This is a genomic window from Oceanipulchritudo coccoides, from assembly GCF_010500615.1.
In the GTDB taxonomy this organism is placed as follows: Bacteria; Verrucomicrobiota; Verrucomicrobiia; order Opitutales; family Oceanipulchritudinaceae; genus Oceanipulchritudo; species Oceanipulchritudo coccoides.
Genome location: NZ_JAAGNX010000001.1, coordinates 1,004,118 through 1,020,971 on the forward strand (window position 1 = coordinate 1,004,118; position 16,854 = coordinate 1,020,971).

Sequence of the window (16,854 nt, forward strand, 5' to 3'; positions counted from 1 at the left end):
TAACTGGGCAAGGTTATGTTGCCTTTCAGATTAACATAATGAATTTCAGACTTTCCACCTTGGGTTTTGTCCTTGTCACCATGGGTTCGTTAGCGGACGCCATGGTGACAGTGGACTTTTCCCATTCCTACACGGGGGTTGCTGCGGTCACGCAAAACACTGGGCAGATCACTCTGGATTTTGTGGTCGATAGCGTGGGAAACGTGACTCTGGACGCCAGTTGTGCCGATCCCGATCCTGCGGCATATGTGAACGAATTTGATGGGCCAGTCGGTTCCCTGCCTGATCCGGCATATTGGAGCACTAGTTTCCAGGTCATTGTTTCAGGAACAGGCAATCTGCGGATTGATAATAGTGGCTTGGGTCTGGGTATACAGGGGCAAAATGCACAGAGGCTCGATAAAGCCGATGAAGCAATTACATTTTCCCTGCAATCCAGCAATCTACTCCTTTCGGTGAGTTCCTTGAATTACGGGAATAGCAATGGCTCCATTCTCGATTTTAACGGGGTTTCGTTCCCTATTTCAGGCAGCTCTGGCCAAGTTGATACGAGTTCTGCCAATGCTGCCGTTTCGGTTGTCATCGATTCCACTTCGGATACCGATGGAGAGGGCTTTGTGCTAACCGGCATCAGCTTTAATCTGGTTCCCCAGAGTACGGATTCAATGGAAATTGGAACGGATATTTTGTTGCCGGAGGAAGTCTTCATGGACGGGAGCAGCGACACCTTTGCTTTTACAGGGTCTGATACGGGATCGCTCACTTTGGGCAAGGCCGGGAAAGTTGTGACCACTCCCTCTGCCAGCGGCGCCAGTCCCATTGCGATTGGACAGGCGCAGCTGATTATTGAAGAGGGTGCGAGATGGATTCTGGACGGATCACAATACACGGGAACCTTTAACTTGGGTCAGCAGTTTATCCTATCCACCTTTGGCTCATTTTCAGGCCCACTTACCGGTTTCCGTCACCGTAACTTTTCGCTTCCCGCCAATCGGAACTTAAAACTTTTCCAGACCGGATCCTCCATTTACTATGAGGTCGTATCGCAGACGCCGGTGACCGGCCCGAATATCATTGTTGTCTACATGGACGACATGTCCGGAGGGAATCATTTCGGATTCGAGGGCCGGGATGCCCTGACCCCGACGATTGATTCACTTGCCTCCAACGGGGTGAATTTCACCAATGCCATTACAGCCTCAACAGTTTGTTCCCCTTCTCGTTATTCTTTGCTCACCAGCCGTTGGCCAACCCGCAACACTGGTGCGGAGTTCCTCCAAAGATATCCTATTGGAACGCTTGCCCGCTTCGCCAATCTGGGTGTGGAGCTTCCGGAGAACACGGATAATATTGGTGGCTGGTTGCAGGAGCTTGGATACCGCACAGGCTTTGTTGGCAAGTCCCACGTTGTGGAGCATGATATGCTGGCCACAAGCGGTTGGGTTGCCGGTGGGCTGATGACATATTCCCAGACAATCGATCCGGCGCAGAACGCCCTGCCAAATGCCAAGATGGCCTTCAACCACCGGGTCATTGCGGAGCGCCACGTTCGAAGGGGCTTTGATTTCGCAGGTGGGGTCTACCTTGGCAATCTGAAGGAGCAATTCAATGATTTCTTGAATTTTCACAATCAGGAGTGGCTCACCTACTACGCACGCCAGTTTATTGAGGAGAACCACTCCCAACCCTTTTTCCTCTACATGGCCCCGACAATCAATCACGGGCCCATCCGCAGCAACCTGAGCAAGTCCCTTGGTGCGAATCCGGACTATACAGGTGAGGGGTACGTACCTAACCTCGACTACTCTTTCATGCCGTCCAGAAACTCCATCATTCAGGAAGTGACCTCGGCCGGCAAGGCTCTTGTATCAGCTCGCGAAACATGGATCGACTATTCAATGGAAGCGATCATCAACAAACTCATTGAGCATGGATTGCTCAATAATACGCTTATCATTTTCACTTCGGATCATGGCTATTTGACCTTGGAGGATTCGCCTGTTTTGGATGGGAAGTCCTCCCTTTTTGAATCCGGCCTCAAAGTCCCACTGGTCATGCATTGGCCTGATGGCATCTCCTCCCCGGGAAGACTATATAATGATCTTGTGCAGAATGTGGATATTGCCGCAACGCTTCTTGATCTGGCTGGTGGCTCCAATTTGCCCGCTGAATCAATTAATGGGGTCAGCATTGCATCTGTCCTCGCTGGCAGCAGTGCTCCCATCCGCTCCGAAGCTTACTCAGAAATAGGCTATGCCAGATCCATCCGGACGTTGGATTGGAAACTTGTTTCCTTGCGTTATCCGGTTTCAGTTCAACAGCAGGTAGACGCAGGATTCCTTTGGAATGATTATAGCACCGGTCTGCCCACTCATCCACGCCCGTATTATATCCAGAATACGGGCCTCTCGAACGGTCCGGCCACTGATTATCCGGGGTACTTCGATGATGACCAGTTATATGATTTGAATGCCGATCCAACTGAACGGATCAATTTATTCGGAGATGAACCGGCCATTCAGGTGGATTTGAAAAAGCGCCTCTCCTTGTATACTGGAGTCATTACGGGAAGACCCTTTGGCGAATTTGCCCCGATTGCCTCCGCGGCACCATCTGCTCCGGCAAGCTTCGATTGGACGATTCCGTCAACCCAGACGCTCAGCCTCTCATGGGCGGATACGGCAAGCAATGAGCTGGGTTTTTACGTGTCAAAATCCGTCGAAGGCTCACCTGACGAGATTATTGCGGAGTTGCCTGTCGGTTCATTCAGTTTGTCCCTAACGCTCACGGACTATGGAGAAGATGAAAGTTTTCAGATTTTCGCCTACAATGCCATCGGAGATACATCGAGTCCTGCCCCGGTGGATCTGATCGAGCCGGATATCTGGCGGTATCGAAATTTCTATGACATTGATCCAACACTGACAGATCCGGTCAGTGACTGGGAAGGAGATCCTGATGAGGATGGATCATCCACTCTGTTGGAGTATGCATTTTCCATGGATCCCAGGAATCCCGATTTTGCCCAACCAATTCAGCCCAAACTTGTGAGTGATCCTGGCGGAACTTATCTGCGGACCGACATTCCATGGGATGGTCGGTCCAAGGTAGTTATTATCGGAAGGCTTTCCACTGACCTGTCCTCCTGGGATGAAGGTGAGCCTTTTGTCTCTCTCGAGATCGACGAGTTTGATCAGTACTTCCTGAGAAGCAACACACCTTTGGAAACAGAGAATAAACAATTCATCATGTACAGGGTGGCTTTGCCTTAGTTCTGTTAAATCAAAATTCCATTAGTATGAAAACGACTATCCCCACAATTCTGGCCCTTGCCTGTCTTATCAGTCCTGCTACAGGAACTTTTGCCGCTGACTCCCCGCCGAACATCATCATTTTTATGACGGACGATCAAAGTCCAATGGATTGGGAGTACAGCAAGTTTGACCTGACTTCCCCCGCCGCATGGGGTTACACAGGAGCGAATGTTTACAGCCCGACTGTTGATCGACTGGCAGCCGGCGGAATGGTTTTTGACAGGGCCTACGCCTCAACAAGTGTCTGCACGCCTTCCCGTTACACAACCCTGACCGGTCGCTACGCTAGCCGGACAAAGGGTAAGAGGTTCCAACAACTTCATCCGTCTGGATCGCTCACTCGGGTGGAAAACATTGTTGAGCTGGATCCTCCGGATGAACTCAACATGCCGAAGATTCTGCAACAGAACGGCTATAAGACTGGATTTGTTGGCAAGTCGCACATTGTCGACCACGAGATTCTCAATCATCCGGAGCGCTGGTCAAATTACGGCTTGGAGGAATATGACAAGGATGCGGATCCATTGGATCCTGAAACAAACGCAAAAATGCAACACAACCACAAGTGGTGGCGTGAACGCATTGCCCCTTATGGATTTGATTATGTAAATAGTGTCTACTCAGGAAACCTGCGGGAGCTTTTCAACCAAAAGCTCAATGTCCACAACATCGAGTGGACCACCAAGGCCGCTCTGGACTTTATCGAGCAAAGTGAAGACGGGCCATTCTTCCTCTATTACGCACCGACTTTACCTCATGGGCCGGATCCATGGGTTCGGGATGGACAGGGCCGTTTTAAATTCTCTCTCCACGCCGACGAGAACATGACCGGAGAGGGTTATCTTCCGGCTGATTATCCATTCATGCCCACTCGTGAAGAAATCTTGAAGATTGTCCATGAGAAGGGATTTCCGGAAAAAACAGCCTATGTGACTTTGATTGATGCTGCTGTGGGCGCTCTTGTCGAGAAACTGGAGGCCTTGGACATGCTCGATAACACGGTTATTATCCTTACCTCTGACCACGGTGCCTGGCGCTATGGAAAGACCACTTTGTACGAGGGTGGAATACGTGTTCCCCTCGTGGTTCATTGGCCCGAGAAGGTGAAAGCGGGCTCTAAGTATAGTCATCTGGTGTCTAATATCGACCATGCTCCTACAATTCTTGGTTTTGCTGGTGCAGAGATTCCCACGGATTATCAAATGGACGGAGTCGATTTGACCCCGGTTGCCGAGGGCAAGGAAGAAGGCCCAGTGCATGATTCTGTTTTTGGTGAAATCGGTTACAGCCGCGGTGTCCTGACAGAAGACGGATGGAAGTACATTGCGATCCGCTACCCAAAAGATGTGCAGCGCAAGATCGACAATGGAAAAACATTCCCGACTTTCAGGGGTATGCCGATGCCCGGGGAACAATGGAAGCAGGTCAAGACTGGGCAGATGCCTCAGCCGTATCTCGTCCGTAACGGTCACCTTGGTTTTAATTCCTCGAAGCATAATCCGAATTACTTCCAAATGGATCAACTGTACAATATCAATGAGGATCCGCGGGAAAAGAACAATTTGGCGGAACAGAATCCAGAGAAGCTCGCGGAAATGAAGAAGTTATTGTCGCGTTACCTGAAGACATTCCCGGACCATCCATTTGGTGAGTTTACTGAATGAGCCGCGCATTCGCGTACATTCTGGCATTTGTAGCCCTCGCGCATTTATCCATTGCTGATTCGCCTGATTGAGGCGGCTGATGTCGCCAGTCCATGGGCTGCTGGTCGCTATGAGATGGAGACGGTCGACAGATATACCGAGGAGAAGTGGAAACCTGACTTGGCTTGGTGTAGAGAGCGGGGAATCGACTACCTTCCCTGTGTATTTCCAGGCTTCAGTTGGGCGAATATGAAAAGGGATTCGGGCCTGTCAGATCAGATTTCCCGCCATGGGGGCCGCTTTCTTTGGAAACAGTTCACCAATCTGGTTGGGATTGGGGTCCAGCAGGTTTATGTCGGGATGTTTGACGAAATTGATGAAGGGACACAGATCCTGAAGGTGGATAACGAACCTCCAGTCAGTGGAAAGGATACATTCTTGAGTTATTATCCACATCCTGAAGATCATTATCTCTGGATAACAGGATTAGCCCAGAAGCTCCTGCGCCGGGAAATTCACCTCAGTGAGGAATTCCCGAAACGGCAGGATGATTCCCGTCCGGAGAAGAAATAAATATCGAATGGCGGTTCAGTTGCGACCTTGATTGAGATCAGTCCATCTGGTCCAGTTTGCGCACGTATTCGAGCGGACTTTCAATCCCGTATCGTGTCATAAGGCGCGACAATTCCTTTTCCATACGGTTGATTTCCTCGGTCAATCCGGAATCCCCCCAGCGGTTGTTGATCTCCTGTGGATCCTGTTTGAGGTCGTAGAATTCCTTTTCGCCTGTCTCGGGAAAGTGGATCAATTTGTAGCGATGATCCCGTACGCCATAGTGAAGGGCAACATCGTGGATACCCTGTTCGTAGTAGGTGTAGAGAAGGCTGTCGCGCCATGGGATATCTTTACCCAGCAGAATGGGCTTGAAGGATTCGCCCTGGATCTCTGCGGGAGCGTTAAGGCCAGCGATATCGAGCAGTGTGGGTGCATAGTCGATGTTTTGAATCAACTCATCGAAACGGGAACCGGGCTTTATCTTGCCAGGCCAACGGATCAGGAACGGATTACGAAATGATTCCTCATACATCCATCGCTTGTCGTACCATCCGTGCTCACCATTATAGAATCCCTGATCGGAGCTGTACACGACGATGGTGTTTCCCGCCAGGCCAGATTCTTCAAGATACCTCATCAGCCGCCCGATATTTTCATCCATGGCTTTGATGCAGCGAAGATAATCTTTCATGTAGGCCTGGTACTTCCACTTCGTCAGTGCCTGACCTTTCAGGTTTTGTTCTAGGAACTTCTCGTTGCGAGCCACGTAGTGGTAATCCCATGCTTGTTTTTGCCGATCACTCATGCGGGCAAATTCCCATCGAGTCGATGGATCTTTCGACTTCGTGTTTTCCACACCGCTCCAGAATGCATCCAGATTCTCACTGGTCGCTGGGGCCGTGACCTTGGTATCATGGGCAATGTTCAGCTCGTTCGCGATCGACATGGTCTGCTCCTTCAAGACAGAACTTCGCCCGGAATAGTCGTCGAAGAGTGTTGGAGGCTCTGGAATATCCACATTTTCGAGGAAATAGAGATGTCGCTCAGCAGGCATCCATGTCCGATGCGGTGCCTTGTGCCAGCTGCAGAGGAAAAACGGTTGGTCGCTGTCCTTGTTGGCCTCCAGCCATTCCAATGTTTTCTCCGTTATCACATCACTGACATATCCTTCCTGCCGTGTCAGCTTGCTTGAGCCATTCACGAAAAAGTCCGGGTTGTAGTAATACCCCTGCCCTTGAAGGACCCACGACTCATCGAATCCGCGAGGAGCCGTACCAAGGTGCCACTTTCCGAATATGGCTGTGTTGTAGCCCGCTTCCTGCAAAGCCTGCGGGAAGGTCCACTGGTCAGGATTGAACTGCTGGCTGTTCCGGATAAAGCCATTGTGCTGGCTGTGCTTTCCGGTCAGGATGGCGGCACGACTTGGTCCACAGATGGAATTTGTGACAAAGCTGTTTTCAAAGACGGCTCCTTGCGCGGCCAGCCGTTCCAGATTTGGGGTCACTCCCTGCTCGCGTATAAATTTCTGCATGCGCCCCTCGTAGGCGGAAAGGGCTTGCAGGGAATGATCATCCGAGAAAATGAACAGGATGTTGGGGCGCTCGCTGGCTTGTCCGGTCGTTCCTGCGAATAGACTTATCAGAAGAATCCAACCTTTGAAGGAAGAAGCAATTTTCATAAGGGAATGTTTCTGTGTGGAGATCATTAGGGCAAAAATTATCAGGTGAATACTGACATTCACGACAGAGCTTTTGCCTGCCCCCCGCTATTACAATTTATAACGGAATTGTTCGAGGAGCTGCTCCTGAACCTCGCTGGCTTTTTCAATATATAGCTCCACCGGGTAGCCGGTGGCTTCTTGTAAAACCTCCTTCACCAGTTCCTTTCCGGAAACGCGCTTCTTGAGGTTGTTCAGCTTCTCACGAAAGACCTCAATCAAGCGATCAGGATGGCGCCGGTAGGCATCCAGAAGGATGAACCGGGCACCTTCGGCCTGATTAAAGTTGACGTTGACTGGACCCTGTTTGGTGGGATCGTAATTCAGGGATCGCTCCTCGCCGGGATTCCAATTAAGAAGATCAAGTCCCTGACCAAGAACATTCCTGTTAACGGGCACCTTTTGCAGCATCGCCAAATCGTAGATTTCATTTACGCCGCGGTATTTGATCGTGATCACGTCATTGAGGAAGTTGGCCAGTACCCGATCAAACCATTCCCGGTCGCTGACGCGTATTCGGTTCCTTTGGACAGCTTTAATCAATTGGCCTTGGAATCCTCCACGAAAACGGACATTTCGCCGCATCAACCAACTGAAAGGATCGTAGATGCTTGTCAGGTTGGTGAGAAAAGTCGACTTCAGCCGTTGAACTTGGAGGTCCGTAGCCTCCTCGGAATTGAAAAAGATCGGGTAGGTCAGCTTGACCTCATCGAAAGCCTGTGGTGTCACCCAGAGGTTTAGGGGCTGGTTGATGAAATGATATCCCTTATTGGTGTCCAAGTTTAAGCCTTGTTCCTTCACCACTGTTCTCCAATCGGTTTCCCCTTGCCGGTAGCCAACTTCCCATCGGGTTGTCACCCGGCGTTCCCAGCGCCCACGGTCGGGATTGAAGCGGATGTCCTTCGCGTATTCTGATGTCGGATGCCGGCCATCCATTCGCTTCAACTTGTCCAGATCCCAGACAATCAACGCTTCGATGCGGAAGAAGGGGTCTCGCATCAACCTCTGAAAAATAGCCCTCTCGATCTTCAGGTGCTTCGCTTTATCCCTTTCGAATCCTTCTATCCCAAATGACTCTGCCAGCTCTTCCAGGTCGGTCGCAAACTCAGTGTCGAGCTTGATCCGCATCTTCATGAATTCCGATTCCGACCGAAGGAGGGTCCAATGATACCCCTCCAGTAATTGGTTGAATTCCTCCCGGAAGGCCGTGACCACCGGATTGTCCTCGTTGAAGGGCTCCCCCGTGAAACCGTCTATGACGTCAATGGTGCCCGCATAGACAACGAAGGCCTCCAGTTCGAAGACGCTCGGGTCGACGTAATCAGGGTCCTTCGCCGCTTGGAGTCCAGCCGTCGCAACGACTAAAAGCACCATCAGTAAGGTGCGGGAAGGGGAAATAGTTCTTGTAAATGGGTCTTCCATATGGCCTGTGAGCGGAATTTAGTACTTAGAGGGTTGATCTGATTGTCTTATTCTTGAAAAACTTGACGGCAATACAAGAAAAAACGTTTAATCGCCTTTGGTGAGATAAATGGAACGCAGAAAATTTATTAAAAATTCCACCTTGGTGATAGCGGCTGCTCCTTTCCTGAAGGGAAAAGTGTATGGGAAGGGATTGGGGTCGCCGAATGTTCTGAAGGGATTTATTGTCTCGGATGCGCACTTTGGGTGGAGAAATGACCAGCAACCGTCACTAGAAGTGCAGGGCAAGATGATCGCCCGGATACATGAGAGATTTCCGGATCTGGACCTGTTTCTCGATACAGGCGACGCACATCATGGGTCGCTCGGTCCGATGCTCAATTCTGCGAGGCGTGACTGGTCCGACACAATTGCGAACCAGAGCAATCATGCCCCCTTTTACTACGTCCCGGGCAACCACGATATCATCAATCCGGTAGATGGTGATGCGGAGCTGCGCTGCTGTCAGTTGGGGAGCATATCTTACCGCCCATACTACAGCTTTGACATTAAAGGAATCCACTTTGTTTCCATTCCCGAGCTCGAGCATCCGGTCTATGTGAACAAGGAAACCCTTGACTGGCTCAGGCTTGACCTGAGCCTGAACCGTGAGAAGAGCATTATCCTCCTTTCGCACAACAACCTCAAGGGAACCACCGGCGATGACAATTTCATGCTGGGCTACCGCGGTCTTGCGAACAGCGAAGACATTATCAACCTGATCAAGGCCTATCCCAACATTCTCGCATGGATGCACGGTCACAATCATGATTATGTGATAAAGAAGTCACATGGCCGGCTCTTTGTTTCAAACGGGCGTATTGGGGGATTTAATCCCAGCAGGAATTCCGAAGAAGGGGAGCCGCTTGGGGGGATGTATTTTGAGATTTCCCGAACCGGTCTCAAGGTGCAATCGTACAGTGCGGAGCATAATGCTTTTCTTGATGAGGACATGGGGCGCCCGGGTCGGTCCCGGACCTTGAGAATAGGGACCACGCTCAGCGACACGGCCCCCATGAGCTATGCCTTCGGGCATGGCGGATTTCTGGATGGCCAGAAAGCGGCGGTCTATAATTACCATACTTCCACGGATGATTCCTTTTCCGTAGTTCTGGCCGGAACGACTGATTTCCTCATTAACGAGAACAGCGAATTTTTGGATTACACCCACCGCAATGATAATCCATCAAGGCGGCAATGGAATGTTTTTGGCTACGATATCTCCTCCGGCACATGGCCACAGTACTTTGAGGAGAAAAATGAATTTTGGCGCTGGTTGAGTCCCGGCGTGCTTCTTTACAAGCGGAAGGCCTCTAAAGATACCACCTCGCTCCACCTGCCAGCGCAAAAGCATGGCAAGGAGATGTACTTTCGGACGGTTCCCAACCAGAGCTATACCTGCGGGCTGATCCTGCTCTCAGGGAAGGGCGGCCAGCAACTAGAAATGCTGGCCAGAGCCTACAGTCAGAAGGGCAAGCTGCTCTGGGAGAAACGATTTCCCAGCCGTGATATCAAGCCGGGCGAAAGCAAGATGGCGTTTCAGGTTGATTTGCCGGATCTTTCCGAAGGTGGAACAATTTACGATAGCGAAAAAGTGGATACAGAAATCCAATTGGCAATGGAGGCCCGTTTTTCCTGTCTCGATAGCGAGTTGATCATTTCGAGGGCAACTCTAACGCGCAAAGGTGCAAGCGGCACAACGGAGGATCCCAAGCTCATTATTGGGGGCAAAGTAGTCAGCAAAGAGGGACCTCTTGTTCTGGGTGATCCCTTTGAGAAAAAGTTGAAGAAGCCGAAAGGCTCTCGCTTGGTGATTGAGGGACAGTGCGGTGGATCGCGCCGGATGCTCTGGTACTGCCGGCAGGACAACATTGACTGGCAGGTCCGCAATGCGCCGGTCGCGGATCATGGTACCTGGCTCGAAGTAGACGCACCGACCAATACGTGGTCGACCGGCAAGGAAATTGTCATCGTACCAGCTGCAAATACGCTAGATACCCATTATGTCCACAGGTTGAAAAATGTCACTCGTGCGAGGGTCTGGCCCCTGAACAGAGGCAACAAAGAACTTTCCGTGGAGATCCATGCTGCCGATGGTGATTCAGGTGCAGTGGAGATCCGGAGTGATCAAAAACCAGAGGCGGTCAATGGCCCCGCGCAGTGGGAGTACCGGGACGGCGCCATCTATTTTACGCTATCGACTGGAAAGCGGGCAACAGTGATTATTTGACCGATTTGAATGATGATTACCAGTTCATCCTGAACCTATTATTTGAATCACGATGAAGATCTTCCATCGTTTCCGAAGGCAAGTTAGCTGCCTTCTGATAATTTGCTCCCTTCTCCCGGCGGCCCTTGTCGCAGAGTCCGAGCCTGATCCGATTGAACCGCGGGTCCATCCTTTGTTTTCCAATCGAATGGTCCTGCAGCGGAATCAACCGGTGCCGGTCTGGGGGCACGCTTCACCCGGGACTGAAATGACGGTCGAGTTCGGCGGACAACTGGTCCGGACGCAGACAGGGAGCGATGGTCGCTGGCTTCTTTTCCTTGAGCCAATGAAGGCATCAGGGGAGGGCCGAACCCTTAAGATCACGGACTCCTCAGGGGAACCTGATATCGAGTTAGTGGACGTCCTTGTGGGGGATGTCTGGGTATGCGCGGGCCAGTCCAACATGGCGCAAACAATGGACCGGTACTTGATCTGGGACAAGGTCAAGAAGGGTTTCACTAACCCCAACATACGACTGTTTAAAATCAAGCAGGGTGGGGTTGCCCGTGACGGCCCATCAACAGAGATTGTTTCAGATCCATTTTTCAAGGTCAGCTGGCAGCCATGTGTTCCTGAATTTGCGGCAAAGTTCTCGGCTGCTGCCAGCTTCTTTGGAATGGAATTGGAGTGCCTGACCGGTGTTCCGCTTGGCCTGCTTTACGCCAATCGTGGGGCGACTTCCGCCAGCTGCTGGTTGCCGCATGAAGTGCTTGAAGGGAATCCCGCCTACTCCCGGTTTCTAAGTCCGCAGAACCCGAATTACACGCCCTCAAAGTTCAATCCAGACGCCATTCTTGCTCCGTCACGGCTTTACAATGGAACGATACATCCCCTTGCCCCGTTCGCCATCCGGGGGGTGATCTGGTACCAGGGTGAATCGGATTCCCGCTGGTCCTGGTTGTATGCAGATTTATTTTCGGATGTGATCCGGTCATGGCGAAAACTCTGGGGTTACGATTTCCCATTCCTTTATGTCCAACTGGCTCCTCATGCCGATGTGAAGTGGGATAATGCCGGAGACGTCCGGGCCCTTATCCGTGAGGCGCAGCAACAAGTACTCGAAGATGTTCCGGGAACCGCAATGGTTGTTATCACCGATGCAGGCGAAGCGGAGGACATCCATCCGCAGGCAAAAGACATTCCGGGGAAACGGCTCGCCAGACTTGCCGCTTCACTCGATATTGAAACAATTGATGCGGGCTTTCCATCATTCAAACACCTTAAAGTCCGGGGCAACCGGGCTTCATTGAGATTTGATCATGTCAGTGGAGGTCTGCAGACGCAGCGTGTCGCAATGAATGTGGAACGTGGCCATTTTCCCGGCGAGGGCCCGGATGCAGTGGTTGCTGAGGCTGACACCCTTGTTGGTTTCGAGGTTTGCGGACCCGATCGTGTCTTTCATCCAGCCAAGGCAACCATTGTTTTGCCCGATACGGTTGAAGTGTATTCGCCAGATGTTCTCGATGTCACGGCAGTCCGTTACGGTTGGGCCAATTTTCCGCTATGTAACCTCTACGGTGGAAACGGAATGCCAGCCTCACCTTTTCGGACTCGTGTGGCGGAGGTGGCAAACAAGGCAGACCCTGGCCTTGTTGAAGTCTGCGAATCCCTTCCGGTCAGCAAGCCGAACATCCTTCTCATTATCGCGGATGACCTGAACACGGCATTGAGCGGTTACGGACATCCTCAGTGCAAGACCCCGAACTTGGACCGCTTGGCTGCAGAGGGAACACGTTTTACACGGGCATACTGTCAGTATCCGCTATGCGGGCCGTCGCGGGCATCACTCATGTCGGGCCGTTATCCCTTATCCAACGGTGTGACGGATAACAGCGGCGTCCTCAAAGCGGATATACCAACGCTGCCACAACTCTTCAGGGAGTCCGGTTATTGGACCGGGCGGGTCAGCAAAATTTTTCACATGGGCGTACCCGGGCATATCTATACCGGGGATGATGGCTTGGACCATCCGGAGTCCTGGACTGAACGCTATAATGTGAGTGTGATGGAAGCTTTGACACCGGGGAAAGCAGAGGATGTGATGCTCGAAGACAGCACGCCGCATTACAATGAATATCGGGAAAAGTGGCAGGCTGTTGCGGGCAAGGGTGGCAAGCTGTTCATTAATCACGGAAACCACCAGGGGGATGACTTTGTCATTGTCGAAGCGGATGTGGGTGATGAGCAACTGGCAGACGGAGTTGCGGCGAACAAGACCATTGAGTTATTGAAGGAGCGGGCCAGTGACAAGGAGCCGTTCTTTCTCGCTGTTGGATTTGTCCGTCCGCATGTTCCATTTGTTGCCCCGAGGCGCTCCTTCGATCGATACCCTGTTGATGAGATGCAGGTTCCTGAAGTTTCCATGGATGATCTCGACGACGTTCCTGGGTCAGCAAAGAAGCGAACAAACGCAGCCAAGTTCCAACTCTCCGAGGAGGCTCAACGCAAAAGCATGCGGGGCTATTATGCCTCCGTGAGCTACATGGATGAGCAGGTGGGTCGACTCATAGACACTCTGGATACCGTTGGATTGCGAGATAGTACAATTGTCGTTTTTCTTTCTGATCATGGCTACCATCTGGGTGAGCACACCATGTGGCAGAAGCTGAGCCTCTTTGAAGAAAGTATCAGGACACCCCTCATTGTCTCCATTCCGGGCCAGACATTGGTAAACGGCAAATGCGCCTCGATTGTTGAACTGATCGACATTTATCCGACTATTGCGGAAATTGCAGGCCTTGATGCGCCGGAGGAAATCCAGGGGCAAAGCTTTGTTCCGCTTCTAAAGGATGCTGACGCAGACCTTGGCCACAAGGATGCACTGATTCAAGTTGGGCTGGATTTTTGCCTACGCACGAGCAAGTGGGCCTTCATGCGCTATTCCGCGCGAGGTGATGGGATTAATGAATTCATGCTTTATGACATGCAGGAGGATCCAGAACAATTCACCAACCTCGTGGGCAATCGTGATTATTCAGAAATCGAAGGGTTTCTCCGCAAGCGGCTTGAAGAGAGAATTCAATCAGCAAAGACACCTGTCCACTCAATCAAGGACCCACAGTAATCTATCGATACCCCACATTGACTGTTGTGCTCTCAAGATTCTGTTGAATACGGCCAGAACGGACTTCACATCCAGTGGTAGCGTGAAATTGACTCTTGTGTAGCATCTACCGTCTCCCCCATCATTGCCTTGTGTCCCAATTGCTATGATTTGCTGCACTGGTTAAAGCAAGAGGCGTCTACATGGGAAATCCTGAAGAGGCCGGCACCCGACACTTGATCAATCCAGTCCTTGGGGTTTCTCTTTCAGCTCTTTTTCGACAGGCTCAGACTCAGGTGCCTTGGCTGCCTGAAGCAACTTGACGACCTCTGAATGATTGGCCTTTGCGGCAAATGACTCAGCAGTGTCGCCATCAATATCCTTCAAGGAGGTGTTGGCGTTGCGTTCCAAGAGAAGTTTCACGACCTCCGCTTGTCCTTCAGCGGCGGCCCACATCAGGGCGGTGAAATGTTCATTGTCATCGATCTCATCAATCTTTGCCCCCTTGTCGAGGAGGAGGGAGACCGCTTCAACAAAGGGTCCACTCGAGGCAAACATGAGAGCGGTTGAACCAATTTGGTCCTTCTTGTTGATATCGGCTCCTGCCTCGATGAGTTTGGCCATCACTTCTGAGTGCCCATTATAAGCGGCATACATGATGGCAGTTCGGTTAGCCTCATCGGTGACGTTTATATCAAAACCGTTTTCCAAAGCTTCCGCAATCGGTTGCCATTGGCCCTCGAGAGCGGCTGAAAAGACAACTTTCAGATCCGTTGCTTCGTCCAGCGCTTGGGCATGGGAGAGGGTGGGGATTAAAACGCAAGCGACGCATGCAAGCATGAAACAGCCCGCGATGGCTTTAAATGAGTGAGCTCTTTGCATTCGGGATAAGTAAAGCGCCTCCACCTGTCGTTAACAAGGGCGAAACTTCCTCCATATGAATCCGGAGGTCCGCTTGGTGACCAATCCGGGGGGTGGGATAAGTTTTCTTCACCCAAGCCCGGGAGTCGCTAACTATCCTTCGACTGCTCGTCATCCTGCATGCTTTCATGGACGGAGACCACGGCTTCCGTGACTCGGTGTTTCTCGATGACCGAATCCAACTTCTTCTTCACTGCGTCCTCGACATACATCTCCTGGGAGAGCCCGACATACAAACCTACTGTGGGAGTCCCTGTCCCGGTCTCGATTCAAAAAAGAAACTGTAACCCATTCATGCTCGTTTCCGTATAAAGGTATGAGAGCACACTATGGCCTCATTAACCTAAACACCTAACGATTATGAAAATCCTGACCCAATCCATTCTCCTGTCTGTCTTAGCACTCGGCGGGAGTGTTCTAAGCGCTGCTCCTCAAACGATGGAGCTCAAGGCGCCTCAAGCCATTGAAATCATCGAGCCGGAAGTACCGGTCAATTACATGCGCTGGGGTATCAAGGGGCACGTCGTCGTCACCTTCCAGATCAATGAGGAAGGACAGCCGGAAAACATCCATCTTGTTGACTATGACGATCGCGTTTACGCAAAGGTTGTGACGAAGGCCCTCCGCCAATGGCGCTTTGAAAAGCCTGAGGTCGAGGGGATCACCTACCGGTTGCCGATCAACTTCATTTAAGGTATCTGGACTGTATTTTCCCTATCCACGGCAATCACCTCATTTGCCCAGTCTGGACCAGATACCATTTTGCAAATCAACGACCCATTGAGTGCTTGCGGGGTCATACCAATACCAAGCCGACTCAGCAGCCGAAAAGGAATAGGGCCATGTGAAACGGTGCCATTCGTTGTTGGCGGCGAAGGTTTGCCGGAGTCCGGTATCCACATTGACCCGCCACTGGACACTGGCCCCTGAGGTATCAAGGCGATACCATCTGCCGATATTGTAGGGCCAACTGCCGGGTTCGATATAGGGCCAACTGCCGGCACTGATATAGGGCCAACTGACATAGACCCAACCCACCGGCCACCAGCGTTCGGTACCCTTTGTCCCTGTCAGCCACGGGAAATCGAATTCACCGCTGGTGGAAAAATCGAGCCCACCACCAACGTATTCCCGATATGCATAAGTCCCCGATATTTCAGTCAGAAAGGTCAGCTCAGTTTCCTCCCGATAGCTCGCCGGGTTATTGCCGCCATCATCGTAGGTTTGCGTGAGCAGACCCACGTTTTGGGATAGTCGCGTATAGCTCCAATTCCCAGGCTCACCAAACCAATCAAAGCGGGTGGCACTCAGGAATTGGGTCCCTCCAATGCTCTGACCCGGAAGGCTGGCCGCGACCGTTCCCTCGCTCGGGGCCAATTGCGCGGCACTCGAAGCAGCTAAGGCCAAAATTCCAAACAGACTCAATTGCAAGGCTTTCAACATAACTAACTCTGTCAGACGGCGAACGAAATTTAAGCGAGAGTATTGTGGAAACTTATAGCGCAAAACAGCTACCCTTATGGGCGGGAGCCCGGACTATTAGCTTGGGCAGCTCCCTGCAGCTGCTTGATCGCACTTTTTGCCCCGGTGTGAAATTTTTCCGCTTCGGGGATTGAGTGGACGGCCCCCGGGCTATCCAACTTCCTCGAGCTCAACTTAAGGACCTATGTGCATGACCGGTACGGTCGGCCAGGGGTCTGGTTCTATTCGCTGGATGCCAATCAGGCCATAGCGATCAAGATTGCCCAGACGGTGTTTTCGTTGCTCTATGTGTATGCGGAAATGTCGGCGCAGACGCGACCCGGCAAACCGATCGAGCTCCACTCCACCCGGAGAGGTCAGCCCCGGCAAAGCTTTGCCTACGCTCCGGGGGCTTCCATCGGCCAAGCAGCCCGGCATCGCTTCCCGTGAGCATCTGGGGGACTTTGAAG

11 protein-coding genes are annotated in these 16,854 nt (G+C 51.7%); 7 read left to right on the forward strand and 4 right to left on the reverse strand.

Going from position 1 to position 16,854, the window contains the following annotated elements; genetic code table 11:
- Positions 1-38: 38 nt before the first annotated feature.
- Genes G0Q06_RS03930 through G0Q06_RS03940 form a run of 3 tightly spaced genes read left to right on the forward strand, consistent with a single transcriptional unit; the run spans position 39 to position 5,530 of the window.
- Positions 39-3,272: a sulfatase family protein gene (locus tag G0Q06_RS03930; RefSeq protein WP_163962662.1), complete on the forward strand. Its 3,234-nt coding sequence runs from the start codon at positions 39-41 to the stop codon at positions 3,270-3,272.
- 26 nt (positions 3,273-3,298) lie between these two features.
- A complete protein-coding gene (locus G0Q06_RS03935; protein WP_163962664.1) occupies positions 3,299-4,978 on the forward strand; it encodes a sulfatase-like hydrolase/transferase in 1,680 nt (559 codons plus the stop codon).
- A 51-nt stretch (positions 4,979-5,029) separates the two neighbouring features.
- Positions 5,030-5,530 carry a glycoside hydrolase family 71/99 protein gene (locus G0Q06_RS03940; RefSeq protein WP_163962666.1) on the forward strand — a complete coding sequence of 167 codons (501 nt, stop codon included), beginning with the start codon at positions 5,030-5,032 and terminating at the stop codon, positions 5,528-5,530.
- A gap of 37 nt (positions 5,531-5,567) precedes the next feature.
- Here the strand turns inward: G0Q06_RS03940 and G0Q06_RS03945 are convergent, their stop codons facing one another.
- The gene (locus G0Q06_RS03945) at positions 5,568-7,190 is read right to left on the reverse strand and encodes a sulfatase family protein (RefSeq protein WP_163962668.1); all 1,623 of its coding nucleotides are present in this window, start codon (positions 7,188-7,190) and stop codon (positions 5,568-5,570) included.
- 90 nt (positions 7,191-7,280) lie between these two features.
- Entirely contained in the window at positions 7,281-8,651 is a 1,371-nt protein-coding gene (locus G0Q06_RS03950; RefSeq protein WP_163962669.1) for a hypothetical protein, read from the reverse strand.
- 109 nt (positions 8,652-8,760) lie between these two features.
- On the opposite strand from G0Q06_RS03950, the gene G0Q06_RS03955 reads away from it, so the two are divergent.
- Together G0Q06_RS03955 and G0Q06_RS03960 are read left to right on the forward strand one after the other, a co-directional pair.
- The gene (locus G0Q06_RS03955; RefSeq protein WP_163962671.1) at positions 8,761-10,920 is read left to right on the forward strand and encodes a metallophosphoesterase family protein; all 2,160 of its coding nucleotides are present in this window, start codon (positions 8,761-8,763) and stop codon (positions 10,918-10,920) included.
- A 52-nt stretch (positions 10,921-10,972) separates the two neighbouring features.
- A complete protein-coding gene (locus G0Q06_RS03960; protein ID WP_163962672.1) occupies positions 10,973-14,023 on the forward strand; it encodes a sulfatase-like hydrolase/transferase in 3,051 nt (1,016 codons plus the stop codon).
- A 219-nt stretch (positions 14,024-14,242) separates the two neighbouring features.
- Here G0Q06_RS03960 and G0Q06_RS03965 read toward each other — a convergent pair whose 3' ends face one another.
- Positions 14,243-14,842, reverse strand: coding sequence for an ankyrin repeat domain-containing protein (locus tag G0Q06_RS03965; RefSeq protein ID WP_163962674.1), 600 nt, complete (start codon positions 14,840-14,842; stop codon positions 14,243-14,245).
- A 441-nt stretch (positions 14,843-15,283) separates the two neighbouring features.
- Between G0Q06_RS03965 and G0Q06_RS03970 the strand changes: the two genes are divergently transcribed.
- Positions 15,284-15,616, forward strand: coding sequence for a TonB family protein (locus tag G0Q06_RS03970; RefSeq protein ID WP_163962675.1), 333 nt, complete (start codon positions 15,284-15,286; stop codon positions 15,614-15,616).
- 39 nt (positions 15,617-15,655) lie between these two features.
- Here G0Q06_RS03970 and G0Q06_RS03975 read toward each other — a convergent pair whose 3' ends face one another.
- Positions 15,656-16,366, reverse strand: coding sequence for a hypothetical protein (locus G0Q06_RS03975; protein WP_163962676.1), 711 nt, complete (start codon positions 16,364-16,366; stop codon positions 15,656-15,658).
- A gap of 168 nt (positions 16,367-16,534) precedes the next feature.
- Here G0Q06_RS03975 and G0Q06_RS03980 point away from each other — a divergent pair, with 168 nt between their 5' ends.
- Positions 16,535-16,834 (forward strand): DUF2071 domain-containing protein, encoded by a 300-nt coding sequence (locus G0Q06_RS03980; RefSeq protein ID WP_163963323.1) that lies wholly within the window; start codon positions 16,535-16,537, stop codon positions 16,832-16,834.
- Positions 16,835-16,854: the final 20 nt, after the last annotated feature.